Annotated in this window: 10 protein-coding genes; 6 read left to right on the forward strand and 4 right to left on the reverse strand. The window is 62.1% G+C overall.

The features are described 5' to 3' along the window. Nucleotides 1-58 precede the first annotated feature (58 nt). Together C8C89_RS07595 and C8C89_RS07600 are read left to right on the forward strand one after the other, a co-directional pair. The gene (locus C8C89_RS07595; RefSeq protein WP_101482833.1) at nt 59-256 is read left to right on the forward strand and encodes a hypothetical protein; all 198 of its coding nucleotides are present in this window, start codon (nt 59-61) and stop codon (nt 254-256) included. Between the two features lie 165 nt (nt 257-421). Further along, on the forward strand, nt 422-847 hold the full coding sequence (locus C8C89_RS07600; protein WP_133989260.1) for a GNAT family N-acetyltransferase: 426 nt from the start codon (nt 422-424) through the stop codon (nt 845-847). 62 nt (nt 848-909) lie between these two features. Here the strand turns inward: C8C89_RS07600 and C8C89_RS07605 are convergent, their stop codons facing one another. Continuing rightward, a complete protein-coding gene (locus C8C89_RS07605) occupies nt 910-2298 on the reverse strand; it encodes a YfcC family protein (RefSeq protein WP_101482831.1) in 1389 nt (462 codons plus the stop codon). 4 nt (nt 2299-2302) lie between these two features. After that, entirely contained in the window at nt 2303-3439 is a 1137-nt protein-coding gene (locus C8C89_RS07610; RefSeq protein ID WP_101484733.1) for a succinylglutamate desuccinylase/aspartoacylase family protein, read from the reverse strand. A 202-nt stretch (nt 3440-3641) separates the two neighbouring features. Between C8C89_RS07610 and C8C89_RS07615 the strand changes: the two genes are divergently transcribed. From C8C89_RS07615 to C8C89_RS07625, 3 genes are all read left to right on the forward strand, one after another. Further along, the gene (locus tag C8C89_RS07615; RefSeq protein WP_133989261.1) at nt 3642-4631 is read left to right on the forward strand and encodes a MurR/RpiR family transcriptional regulator; all 990 of its coding nucleotides are present in this window, start codon (nt 3642-3644) and stop codon (nt 4629-4631) included. Nucleotides 4632-4675: 44 nt separating this feature from the next. After that, complete coding sequence (locus tag C8C89_RS07620; RefSeq protein WP_133989262.1) at nt 4676-7465, forward strand: TonB-dependent receptor; 2790 nt, start codon at nt 4676-4678, stop codon at nt 7463-7465. Between the two features lie 153 nt (nt 7466-7618). After that, nucleotides 7619-8872 (forward strand): cyanophycinase, encoded by a 1254-nt coding sequence (locus C8C89_RS07625; protein ID WP_101482828.1) that lies wholly within the window; start codon nt 7619-7621, stop codon nt 8870-8872. On the opposite strand, the gene C8C89_RS07630 is transcribed toward C8C89_RS07625, so the two are convergent. Next, entirely contained in the window at nt 8863-10065 is a 1203-nt protein-coding gene (locus C8C89_RS07630) for a DUF418 domain-containing protein (RefSeq protein ID WP_133989263.1), read from the reverse strand. The genes C8C89_RS07625 and C8C89_RS07630 overlap by 10 nt on opposite strands. Nucleotides 10066-10073: 8 nt before the next feature. After that, nucleotides 10074-10676: a TetR/AcrR family transcriptional regulator gene (locus tag C8C89_RS07635; RefSeq protein WP_133989264.1), complete on the reverse strand. Its 603-nt coding sequence runs from the start codon at nt 10674-10676 to the stop codon at nt 10074-10076. A gap of 223 nt (nt 10677-10899) precedes the next feature. Between C8C89_RS07635 and C8C89_RS07640 the strand changes: the two genes are divergently transcribed. Continuing rightward, the gene (locus C8C89_RS07640) at nt 10900-12342 is read left to right on the forward strand and encodes an IgA Peptidase M64 (protein WP_133989265.1); all 1443 of its coding nucleotides are present in this window, start codon (nt 10900-10902) and stop codon (nt 12340-12342) included. The last annotated feature ends 313 nt before the right edge of the window (nt 12343-12655 follow it).

The following is a 12655-nucleotide window of genomic DNA, read 5'->3' on the forward strand; positions in this document are numbered from 1 at the left end:
CTACAGTTCAATCATCGCAGGACAAACAGCAACACCCCTCAACCTCAAGGAAAATATCATGAACATCGCTAAAAACATGGAAGCCATCTTCGTTGCCATCGTCGCCATCGCCGCCGCCACCAGTCTGGCCACCGCCGCCGTGCCGAAGTTCCGCGCTGCGCCAGCCACCATCCACGCCAGCGCCGATCAAGCCACCATGCACACCGTGTATGTCAGCGCCAAGCGCCTGAGCGCAGAAGAAAAAGCCGCCCTGTAAGAGTGGCGATGCAATGCAGCTAGTACGAAAAATATCAGTAGCACACAGCAGTACCGTACATGGACAGTCAGAACGGGCGTCGCCCCCCCGGTTCTTTCCAGCCCAGGTGACAGCAGCAGAAAAAAGACCGATGATCGTGTTTTCAACGATAGCAAGGCCTGCACAATGTCAGCTTTGATGATCAGTACCGACAAGGCGGAACTTGACGTTCCGGCCATCCACCATTTTCTCAGCACGCAATCGACATGGGCCATCGGCATCCCGCTGGCTACCGTACAGCGCGCCATCGACCGTTCGCTGTGTTTCGGCGGCACGCTTGACGGCCGCCAGGTGGCGTTTGCCCGCGTGGTCAGCGACTACGCCACGTTTGCCTATCTGGTCGACGTGTATGTACTGGAAGAGTACCGCGGCCGCGGCTACAGCAAGCGCCTGATGGACGCCGTGATGGCACATCCCGACTTGCAGGGCTTGCGCCGTTTCATGCTGGCCACCAGCACGGCGCATACGCTGTACGCGCGTTACGGTTTTACGGCGCCGCTGCGCCCGGAAACGCTGATGGAACGCTATGTGCCGGACATCTACCAGCGTTGATTGATTACCTTGAGCGTCGGGCGCAAAAAAGCCACGGCGACTGTGCATCGCCGTGGCTTTCTTTACTGCCAGTGCATCAGGCAGGGGGGAATCAATAGCAGCAGCGCGAGCACCAGATAGATCAGCTGCAACGGGATCATCCACTTGGCCCAGGTAATCCACGGCACGCGCGCCAGCGCCAGCACGCCGACGGTGATGCCTGAGGTGGGAATCATCGGCGTGGTGAATTCGCCGAACTGGAAGGCAAGAATGGCCGTCTGGCGCGTCACGCCCACCAGGTCGGCCAGCGGCGCCATGATGGGCATGGTCAGCGCGGCCTGGCCGCTGCCGGAATGGATGAAGAAATTGATTACCGACTGCATGAAGAACATCTTTTGCGCTGCAAAGACTGGGCTTGACGACGCCACCAGGGGCGTGAGCGCATGCAGCATGGTGTCGATGATCTGCGCATCGCGCGCCAGGATCATGGTGCCGCGCGCCAGCGCGATGACCAGCGCCACGCTCACCATGTCGCGCGCGCCCTGCACGAAAGACGCCACCAGGCTGTCCATGTCGAGCCGGCCGACCAGACCGACGACGATGGCCATCACCAGGAACAGGGCGGCGATTTCATCGATGAACCAGTCGTACTTGACGACGCCGACGACCATCGTCAGCAAGGTCGCCATGAAAATCCACAGCACGGCACGGTGCGTGCGCGTCATGCCGGCAAAGCTGTCCAGGTCCATCGAGTGTTCGCTGCGCTTTTCGATGTCGAGCAGATAGGTCGGGCTTTTTTCCGGATGGCGCTTGATGCGCGCCGCGTACCACATCAAAAACACGATGCTGACCGCCGTGGCGATGGCCCACACGATCAGGCGGTAGCCGATGCCGGAAAAGATCGGCACGCCGGCGATACCCTGCGCGATGCCGACATTGAACGGGTTCAGGAAGGCGGCGGAAAAGCCCACCTGCGAGCCGATGAAGGGAATCGATACGCCCGTGATGGTGTCATAGCCCAGGGCCAGGGCAAGCGGCACGAAGATCAGGATGAAGGGAATCGCTTCCTCGTTCATGCCGAAGGTGGCGCCACCCAGTGAAAACATGGTGAAGAAGACGGGAATGATGGCCGCGCGCACGAAGCGCGAACTGGTATGCGCCTTGGCGATGGCCTTGATCAGCGAATCGAAGGCTTCCGTCTTTTGCAGCACGGCGAAGGCGCCGCCGACGATCAGCACGAAGCCGATGATCAGGCTGGCGTCGACGAAGCCCTTGATGGGCGCCATCATCAGCGCAGCCAGTCCCTGCGGCTTGTTGTCCACGTAGTGAAACGTGCCGGGGATGATCAGCTGCTTGCCGTTGACCAGTTGCGTATCGAATTTCCCGCCCGGCACCAGCCATGTCGCCAGGGCGATCATGGCCAGGATGCCGCACAGCAGGACGAAGGTGTTGGGGAGCTTGAATTTTCTCATGGCGTCATTGGCTCAGCAGGCTGCCGCCGCGGAAGGCGATGGCGCCGGCGACCTTGCCGACGTTCATGCCGCGCAGGACGTGGCGGTGGGCGCTGCGCGCAAAGAAGACACCGGCGACCGTGCAACGCAAGGTCGTCGTCTCGCCGCTGACGGGATCGATCAAGTCGGCTATTGCATCGCCGGCGGCCAGCACATCGCCCATTTCGCGCAGATACACCAGTACGCCGTGGTGCGGCGCGAGGATCGGCTCCACGCCGGCCAGCGGCGTTGGTTCGCATTGCGGTGCGGGCAGGTCGTCGCCGGCGCCGGCTATCTCCAGCACGCCCTCGATGGCAAGAAAGCGCAGCAAGGCAGTGGCATCGCGCTCTGCCAGGGCGTAGCTCACTTCCACTTCGCCGCGCAATTCGACGGTGGTCGACAGGCAGGCGGCGGGGATTGGATAGCGTCCCTGGAAGTGCGCGTCCAGATCCCACCACAGGCGGCTGCAGGCTTCGTCGAAAGGCTCTTCCCCGGCAGCCAGTTCCAGCAGCACGGCGCGCGCGCCCAGCAGTGCGGACAGGGGCGCGATCTGCGCCGCCAGCGGCGTGCCTGTATAGATGTGCAGTGCCGCTTCGTTATCGCAATGCAGGTCGAGCACGATGTCGGCATCGATTGCCATGCCCAGCAAGGTTTTTTTCAGTGTTTCCGCGTCCGTGCCCGGCCGCCAGGCGGCGACGGCGGCGCGCGCATGCTCGCGTATCAGCGCTACGTTGGCTTGCGCATCCTGTCCCAGCAGGCCATCGAGCGTGGTTTTCAATTCATCTGCCACGTGGCGGTAGGCGCGGTTGAAGTTGATGCCCGTGGTCAGGTCGAAGCGGCCAAACGGCGCGCCATGGATGGCTTGCGCCAGGCCGATGGGATTGGCGGCCGGCACCAGGATCACTTCGCCGTGGATCTTGCCCGCCGCCTCCAGCGCCAGAAGTTCGCGGCGCAGGAATTGCGATACCAGCATGCCCGGCACTTCGTCCGCGTGCAGCGCTGCCTGGATATACACCTTCTTGCCGCTGCGGCTGCCGGCCGCCGCCGTACCAAAGTGAAAGCTGCTCAACTGGCAAGATACGCTGGCGTGCGCGCTGGAGATGGGATGCTGTTGTACTTGCATGGTGAATTCGCCCCAAAACGGGGCGCGGTTGATGGATTTCGGTCGATTATGTAGCATTATTTTCACGAAGTAAATCAATGAAAATCCTTTTACAAATATTTGTTGAGTTTTCTTTTTGATATGAGTAGAGTAAGTTCCAACGACCCGTTTTCGCCTTTTTATCCTTCATCCGCCATGCACAAGAACACAGGCCGCCAGTGATATGAAATCATCCGCCAGTCCTGCCCGTAACAGCTCCCGCACGCCAGTGGCCGCCGTCCTGTCGTCGCCCGATGCCGCCTTCGCGCAATCGCCGCTGGGGCAAGCGCTGATGTACGTGCTGGCCAGCGGCTCGGCCTCGCAGCGGCAGATCGCCGATTACCTGCTGCGCAACCAAATGCGCGTGACGGCGCTGGGCATCGAGGAACTGGCCGATAGCTGCCAGGTATCGACGGCGACCATCAGCCGCTTTGCGCGCGACATCGGCCAGAAGAATTATTCGGCTATGCGCAGCGCCATGGCCGAAACCCTGCAATCGCTGTTGCAGCCAGTCGACAAATTGCGCCGCACGATAGAACGGCGTGCGCGCGCCACATCACCCATCACGGAAAGCCTGGAGTATGCGGCCGCGAACATCGCGGCCACGTCCGATGCCCTGTCGCCGCCGGCCATGCAGGCCGTGGTGCGGCGCCTGACGCGCGCCAAGGTAGTGTATGTGATGGGTTTTGGCTTGTCGGCCAACCTGGCGGGCATGCTGGTGCAGCATCTGCAGCCGTTTTGCCCGCATGTGGTGGAAGTGGTGGGCATCGGCGGTTCGGAAGTGGCGGCCGGACACCTGGTCAACCTGACGGGGCAAGACGTGCTGGTGGTGATCTCGTTCCCCCGCTACACGCTCGACTGCATCGGCCTGGCCAGCTTCGCGCGCGACCGCGGCGCCTGCATCGTGGCGCTCACCGACTCTCCAGCATCCCCCCTCGCCGAACTGGCCGATCACGCGCTGTATGCGCAAAGCACGCATCCTGTCCTGCCCAGCAGCGCCAGCACCGCGCTGGCCATGATCGAGGCGCTGGCCGTGGCGCTGATGGTATCGAACAAGAAGAACGTTGAAAAAGCGGCCCGCCTGAGCGAAGTCATTGCCGCCTATCTGTATGGCGGCGAGCATGGCGTGCCGGGGCCCCGGAAAGCAGTATCCAGGCAGCGCAAGGCAGTATAAAAATCATGACAAAAATCAGACATACACCATCGGGGAGAGATGCAATGCACATGAAAAGACAGGACGACCGTTCCATATTTCCACGCGAATCGGCGTTGGCGCAAGGCGTGCGTCTCGCGCTGGGCGCCTTGAGCGTGTCGGCTGCGCTGGGCATGCTGGCCAGCGCCGCGCAGGCGCAGGAACAGGATGGAGAGCCTGCGCCGAAAAAAATGCAGCGCGTGGAGATCACGGGGTCGGCCATCAAGCGCCTGGAATCGGAGACGGCGCTGCCGGTGCAGGTCATCACGCGCGCCGAGATCGAAAAGGCGGGCGTTACGACGGCGGCCGAGCTGATGGCGCGCGTGTCAGCCAACGTGGGCGGCCTGACCGACGGCGCCAGCATCAATGTGGGCGGCGACCAGCGCGGCTTCAACAGCGCCAACCTGCGCGGAGTGGGAACCTCATCGACCCTGGTGCTGCTCAATGGCCGGCGCATGGCGAACTTTGCCTCGCCGGGCGACGATGCCGGCGTGGACTTGAACAACATTCCCGCCGCCGCCCTGCAGCGCGTGGAAGTGCTGCTCGACGGCGCCTCGGCCCTGTACGGTACGGACGCCATCGGTGGCGTCATCAACTTTATTACGCGTAAGGATTACCAGGGCGTGGAGCTGAATGTCTACGGCAGCCGCACCGATGAAGGGGGCGCCGGCAAGCGCACGGCCAGTATCACGGCCGGCACGGGCGACCTGGCCACGGATGGCTACAATATCTTTGCTGTGGTCGACCTGCAAAAAACAGACCGCCTCAGCTCCTCGCAGCGCAAGTTCATTCCTAACCTGCAGGTTCCGCAGCGCCTGGGGCATTTGCTGTCAAGTTTTACAAGCCCGGCGAATATCCGCCTGTCGGGAGAGCAGCGTGACTATTTGCAGGACAATGGCTTTCTGCTCAATGGCAAGCCGATTACCAACCGACAGATCAATCTGTCGATACCGAACTGTTCGCCTCCGGCCAATCTGTACCTGCCGGCCGGAACGGGCGGCGTCGATGCCTGTACCTACGATTACATGGGCGACACGGAGCTGTACCCGAAGACGGACAAGCAGAACTTGCTCACGCGCGGCGTACTGAAGCTGAATAATGATCACCAGCTGTACGCGGAAGTGGCGCTGAGCCGCTCGCGCAGCTATTACGTGGGTTCGTCGGCGCGCGTGATCGGCTATCTCGATTACAGCAAGGTACCGCAACTGGCCAATACCGGCCTCGATAGCATCATCGACGAAGACGGCAATCCGACTGCGCGCGAATTGGAACTGCGCATGCGCCTTAATGAGGCGGGCATGCGCACCAGCCAGTTGACCAGCGAGAGCCAGCGTTTCGTGGTGGGCGCCAGCGGCACGCTCGCCGGCTGGGATTACGACGTGGGCTTCAATCACAGCGTCAACATCGTGAAGGACCGCGATACGCATGGTTATGTCCTGTACGACAAGCTATTGGAAGGCATCGCCTCCGGCGACATCAACCCGTTTGGCCCATCGAACGCGAAGGGCAGGGCGCTGCTCGACAGCATCCAGGTCAATGACGAAGTACGGCATGCGCGCGGCACCATGGATGCACTCGACTTCAAGGCATCGCGCGCGCTGATGGCGTTGGGTGGCGGCGACATGGCGCTGGCTGTGGGCGGCGAAGTGCGCCGCGAGCGCACCGAGTTCCGTCCATCGGCATTGCTGATGAGCGACAACATCAACAACGACGCGGCGCCCGAAGGCGGCGTGGCCACCAGCGACAGCCGCAAGGTGCAAGCCATCTACAGCGAATTGCTGCTGCCGTTTACCAAGCAGTGGCAGGCGCAGTTGTCTGGTCGTTACGACCATTACCAGCAGGTGGGCGGTGCCCTTAGTCCGAAGATCGGCCTGACCTACATGCCCAGCAAGCAGGTGCTGCTGCGCGCGTCGGCTGGCAAGGGCTTCCGCGCGCCGTCGATGTCGGACCTGCACCGGCCCACCGCCTACAGCAGTACGGCGACGCTACCGGATCCCGTGTATTGCGCGAGCGAGAACAATGATTACTCCGTCTGCGCCGATAATTGGGATACGCGCCGCTACAGCAACGATAAGCTGAAACCGGAGCGCAGCCGCCAGTTCACGGTCGGCCTGGTGCTGGAACCGAGCCACCACTGGACCTTCAGTGCCGACTACTGGAACATCAAGCGCACGGATCTGATCAGCGAAATCGGCGACGACATCATCCTGGGCAACCTGGCCAAATACGGCGATCTGGTGCACCGCAACAAGGACAATGAAATCGACTATATCGAGCTGCGCAAGGAAAACCGTGGCGCGCAGAAGGCTGCGGGCATCGATATCACGGCCGACCTGCATGGCGTAAAAACGGCCTGGGGACGTTTTGGCGGCCACCTGAGCGGCACCTATGTGCTCGATTCGAAAATCCAGACCAGCCCCGGAGACGATTTCATCAGCAACTTGAATAAATTCGTCACGGACGGCGTGGTGCAGCGCTGGCGCCATACGATCACCCTCGACTGGGACAACGGCCCGTATTCGGCCAGCCTGTCGAACACCTATTCGAGCGGCTACGATGACCAGAACTCGGCCATCAACACGGACGATGGCAGCGTGGTCAAGTCGAACCGGGTAAAGGCGTACACGCTGTGGGACATGTCGGGCGCGTATGCGGTCAGCAAGCAGTTCAAGCTGCGCGCGGGCATACAGAATCTGTTCAATACCAGCCCGCCGTACTCGAACCAGGCGTACTTCTTCCTGTCCGGCTATGATCCCAGCTATTCGGATCCGCGTGGCCGGCGCTTCTATGCCAGCGCCAATTACAGCTTCAAGTAAGCAGTTTTACATTGAAGCGTGGAGATACCGCAACAACGCTGTCATATGCAGCAAGTAATATCGTAGTTCGATGGAGTTGGGTTGCAAGCAGTGGTTTGGGCAGCAAGGGCGCGCGCCAGGCGCGTGCCCCTTTCCGTGTATTCGAGAGGTACCATGAAATCATCTTCAAGCCTGTATCACACCTTCCGCGCCGCGCTGCTGTTCGCGCTGGCATTGTGCAGCTTCCATGCCGTGGCGGCGCCTGGCGGAAGTGCCATCGGCAGCGCCCCGCAGGGCACCCTCGTCATCATCGGTGGCGGCCTGCGCGCCGACAATGCCGAAGTCTGGCAGCGCATCGTCAAGTTGTCGGGCGGGCCGGGCGCGCGTATTGCCGTGCTGGCCTCGGCCGCGATGAATCCGGAAAAATCGGGTGAAAGCATCATTAAGAAACTCAATCAATATGGCGCCGATGCTTTTTTCGTGCCACTGGCCGTCAAACTGGCCAATCGTGATTACCGCAAGGCCGCCGAAGATCCGGCCATCGTCACGCAGATCAAGTCGGCCACCGGCATCTATTTTGCCGGTGGCGACCAGGGGCGCATCACGCAAGCCTTGCTGCGCCCGGACGGCAGCCGCACGGCCGCGCTGGAGGCCATCTGGTCGGTCTACCGCAGCGGCGGCGTGATCGCCGGTTCCAGCGCCGGTGCGGCCATCATGAGCACCACCATGTTTTATGACGCCAAACCCGTGCTCGACATGCTCAAGATGGGCGTGACGGATGGCCGCGAGATTGCGCCGGGACTGGGCTTCATCGGCAGCGATGTCTTCGTGGACCAGCATCTGCTGGTGCGCGGGCGCTTTGCGCGCATGATTCCCGTGATGCTGAAAAAAGGCTATCACCTGGGACTGGGCATCGATGAAAACAGCGCCATGGTGGTCGACGCCATGCGCGACGTGGAAGTCATCGGCTACAGCGGCGCCTTGCTGATCGACCTGTCGGGCGCCATCAGCGACCGTGGCGTGAAAAATTTTAATATCAGCAACGCCGCCATCAGCTACCTGGACCGGGGCGACAAATTCAACCTCGTCACGCGCGTGTTTACGCCGTCGCCGGACAAGGCCGACAACAAGCTCGATCCGAACCAGCCGGACATGCGCGAGCCCGTGTTTACCAACGATATCCTCGGCAATAACGCTGTGCTCGATCTGATGGGCAACCTGATCGACAACGCGCAGCAGGAAGCCATCGGCATCGCCTTTGGCAACCCGCGCGATCCGTATCCGGACCTGGGTTTTGAATTCAGGTTCAGCAAGACCGTCAACAGCGTCGGCTACAGCTCGACCGAGGCGGAAGCGTATTCGGTGCTGAAGCTGCGCCTCGATATCCGCCCGATCCAGCTGCGCCAGCCGCTGTACCGCTACAAATAAGCGGCGTTGGCGCGCCGCCAGCGTGGCCAGGCGGCGATCGTCAATGCCCTGAGCAGCCACTCGACAGGGCCATACGCGTGGCCGCGCAGCCACCAGCGGCTCAGTGGCAGCTGCACGCAAAAGAGGATGACGGCAAGCGCCAGTGCCCCGAGCGGCGAGACGCTGCCCATCAGCCGTGCGCCGTACGCGAGGAACAGCCAGGCACAGATGGCCGACTGCAGCAGGTAGTTCGACAGGGCCATGCGGCCCATATCGGCCAGCAGGGGGAACAGCGTTCCGCCGCGCAGGCGCTCGAACAGGGCCAGCGCCAGCGCCAGGTAGGTGCCGGCCAGCAGCGGCGCGGTCGCCAGTCCCACGGCCAGTCCCGCCAGCTGCCATGCCTGGCTTTGCACATACACGGACGTCCATGCATAGAAGGCGGCGCCGGGTAATCCCGCCAGCGTGCCGGCCCACAGCAGGCGGCGGCGCAGAGGCAGGTAATCGCTTGCGTGCAGCAGCATCTCGCGCTTGCCGGCAGCCAGGCCGCACAGGAACATGGCCAGCGCGCACGGCGCCTGTACCAGCAGCAGGACGATCCAGATGTCACTCAGTTCGCGCAGATGCTGCAGGATGACGGTGGCCGGAGTGGCGCGGTAGGCGGCCAGCGCGGTTGCCGCTTTCTGCGCCATGGCCACGGCCTGCTGGGCGGCGTCGCCCGCCGGCTGAAGACTTTGCATCCAGGCCATCCATCCCCAGAACCCCACGCAGACGGTGACGAGAATCAAGGCCAGGGACAGTGCCTGGCGTTCGCCGCAGCGATGCAGCGCCAGCAGCACGATGCCCAGCAGGGCGTAGGTGGTGAGTATGTCGCCATGAAACAGGACCACTGCATGCAGGGCGCCGATCAGCCATAGGCCAGCTTGCCGGCGCAGCATGCGCGGCACAAACGGCGCATCGGCGCGCGCGGCCGCCTGCATCTGCAAGGTGAAGCTGTAGCCGAACAGGAAGGAAAACAGCAGATAGAACTTGGTCTCGAACAGCAGGGCGACGAGAAAATGCGTGGCGCGGTCCACGCCGCCGTGAAAGGCGGGATCGGTCAAGCCCAGGCCGAACCAGGGCGTGGCGAAGGCGCCGATATTGACGGCCAAAATGCCGAATAACGCGCAGCCGCGCAGGGCGTCGACGTCAGCGATGCGCGCCGGTGTTGCCGTCATGGCGCCGCTCATGAGCGGGCAGGGCGCAGGAAGCGCGCCAGCAGCAGGTGCAAGCTGGCGCGCTGCGCCAGCGGTGCGTATTGGGGATCGACGGCGACCCGATTGAAGATGCCGTCGATCAGCGCGGCGATCCAGCTGGCCGTTTGCGCAGCATCCAGCGCGGTGTCGACCTGGCCTTGCGCAGCGGCGCTTTCCAGCAGCGCCTGCACGCCGGCGCGCAGCACGACATCGTTGCGCGCCACCCTGGCCGCGATATCTGGATCGCGCATCGCTTCGGCAGAAATTTCCAGCGCCAGTCCCGCAAAATCCCCGTCGGCCGCCAGCGCCAGCACCAGGTCCATGAAATCGAGCAGGGCGCGGTACGCATCGGCGCTGCCTTGCACGCCGGCGAAATAGGCGGCCGTCTCGTTGCCTTCCTGGTCGACGATGGCGGCGATGATGGCTTGCTTGGTGGGGAAGTAATGAAACAGGTTGCCGGGACTCATGCCCGCTTGCGCGCAGATGGAGGCCGTGCTGGTCTGATGGAAGCCTTTGCGGGCAAAGCAGTGGCGCGCTGCGGCGACGATGGCGTCACGGCGGGCCGCGTGTTTATCAGGATCGATGGTGCGCATGGTGTCTGTCCGTTTTCCGTATTAATTCATTAATCGACTAGTCAATCTAATATAAGCCGATAGGTTGGCATGGTCAAGCGTATCGGGTGAAATGGGCGCTTTGCATGCCCCCTTCCTGTCGCTACAATGTGCCGCAGCGGTTTTCCCCGCGCCTGCCGGCGAGCCCGCTGATTGTTTGGAAAACCGTTCCCTTCACCTGTTTTTCTACCGTTTTAGGAATGACATGCAGCAGACTCCGATTCGCTCCTTCCTCTGCACTCTGGCGCTGGCCGCCGGCACGCTCCCTGTCGCGGCGGCGACCATTGCCGCCCAGCAGGCCACCATGCGCCTCGATTACCAGCACAGCGGCAATGCGCTGGGCGAACATTATGCGGTTGAACGCGTGCTGGTCGAGCCCTTGCCATGGCCTGGCAATCCGGCGCGCCCTATCGACGACAGCAACCGCGGCAACAACCTGCTGGAAGTGGTCGATATCAAGTCGGGCAAGGTGCTGTATTCGCGCGGCTTTTCCACCATCTTCGGCGAGTGGGCCAGCACCGATGAAGCGAAAACCACCACGCGCGCCTTCCAGGAATCCGTGCGTTTCCCGCAGCCGGAGCAGCCCGTGCGCGTACGCATCCTGAAGCGCGACGAGCGTGGCCTGTTTTCCATTGTATGGAGCACCGATGTCGACCCGGCGGCGCAGGATGTGATCCGCAAGCAGCCGCCGGCGCCCGTCAAACCGATCCCGATCCGTGTCAGCGGTCCGTCGTCCGGCAAGGTCGACCTGCTGATCATGGGAGATGGCTACACGGCCGCGGAAATGGGCAAGTTCGAAGCGACGGCGCGGAAATTGGCCGAGCACCTGTTTACTGTGTCGCCGTTCCGCGAACGGGCCAATGATTTCAATGTGTGGGCCATGGCCGCGCCGACGCAGGAGTCGGGTGTGTCGCGTCCATCGACGGGCGTGCACCATGCGTCGCCGTTGGGCACGCGCTACGATATCTTCGGCAGCGAGCGCTATGTGCTGACGACGGATAACCGCGCCCTGCGCGACCTGGCGCAATATGCGCCGTATGAATTCATTGAAATCCTCGTCAACAACGACACCTACGGCGGCGGTGGCATCTTTGGCCAGTTCAGCACGGCCGCAGCGAACAACGACTGGGCCAATTACCTGTTCGTGCATGAATTCGGCCACCATTTCGCCGGCCTGGCCGACGAGTACTACACCTCGCCCGTGGCCTATCAGTCGAATGGCGAGCGGCAGGAACCGTGGGAGCCGAATGCCACGGCGCTGCGCGATCCGGCCAGGCTGAAATGGAAGAACCATGTCAAGGCGGGCACGCCGCTGCCCACGCCATGGCCGAAGGAGGCGTACGACATCCATGCGCGCGAGTACCAGAAACAGCGCGCCGCCCTGCGTTCGGCCAACCGCCCGGAAAGCGAGATGAGCGACTTGTTCAAGGCCGACCTGGCGTACACGCAACAGCTGTTCTCGAAGGCGCCGCAGCGCCATGCGGTGGGCGCCTTTGAAGGCGCCAACTACGAATCGTCCGGCTACTACCGGCCGGAGATGCAGTGCATCATGTTCGACCGCAGCGAGACGTTCTGCTCCGTATGCCAGGATGGCATCAGCACCATCATCGACCTGTATTCGCGTCCCGCCACGGCGCCGCGCAAATAAGGCCGTTCAGCTTAACCCCGCAAGGCATGGCGGGCCATGTTGCAACGCAATAGCATGGCCCTCATTCTGTCCATCCTTCACCACCCACCGCCCGCCACTGCCCAGTGTTGCTTGTTTTTCTGGCAATTCCTGCCTTCGCTGGCAAAGTCACTTTTCTTCCCGCCAGCCCAGTGGAATTATCAAATAAGCATCCCCGCACGCTTGCTTGAAAAATATTTCATTTAGATAATATTGAGGTAAAATTTGATTTACATCAATGTTGCATTGCCGCAATCGCACTTATAGTTGACCTAGCTCAAAGCGTCATGAAATG

Origin of the sequence: Janthinobacterium sp. 75 (assembly GCF_004365495.1) — a bacterium.
Lineage (GTDB): Bacteria > Pseudomonadota > Gammaproteobacteria > Burkholderiales > Burkholderiaceae_D > Janthinobacterium.

Coding starts and splice junctions, on each gene's coding strand:
- C8C89_RS07600 (WP_133989260.1), top strand. CDS start 422: ATGTCAGCTTTGATGATCAGTACCGACAAGGCGGAACTTGACGTTCCG.
- C8C89_RS07630 (WP_133989263.1), bottom strand. CDS start 10,065: ATGACGGCAACACCGGCGCGCATCGCTGACGTCGACGCCCTGCGCGGC.
- C8C89_RS07615 (WP_133989261.1), top strand. CDS start 3,642: ATGAAATCATCCGCCAGTCCTGCCCGTAACAGCTCCCGCACGCCAGTG.
- C8C89_RS07625 (WP_101482828.1), top strand. CDS start 7,619: ATGAAATCATCTTCAAGCCTGTATCACACCTTCCGCGCCGCGCTGCTG.
- C8C89_RS07595 (WP_101482833.1), top strand. CDS start 59: ATGAACATCGCTAAAAACATGGAAGCCATCTTCGTTGCCATCGTCGCC.
- C8C89_RS07605 (WP_101482831.1), bottom strand. CDS start 2,298: ATGAGAAAATTCAAGCTCCCCAACACCTTCGTCCTGCTGTGCGGCATC.
- C8C89_RS07610 (WP_101484733.1), bottom strand. CDS start 3,439: ATGCAAGTACAACAGCATCCCATCTCCAGCGCGCACGCCAGCGTATCT.
- C8C89_RS07635 (WP_133989264.1), bottom strand. CDS start 10,676: ATGCGCACCATCGATCCTGATAAACACGCGGCCCGCCGTGACGCCATC.
- C8C89_RS07620 (WP_133989262.1), top strand. CDS start 4,676: ATGCACATGAAAAGACAGGACGACCGTTCCATATTTCCACGCGAATCG.
- C8C89_RS07640 (WP_133989265.1), top strand. CDS start 10,900: ATGCAGCAGACTCCGATTCGCTCCTTCCTCTGCACTCTGGCGCTGGCC.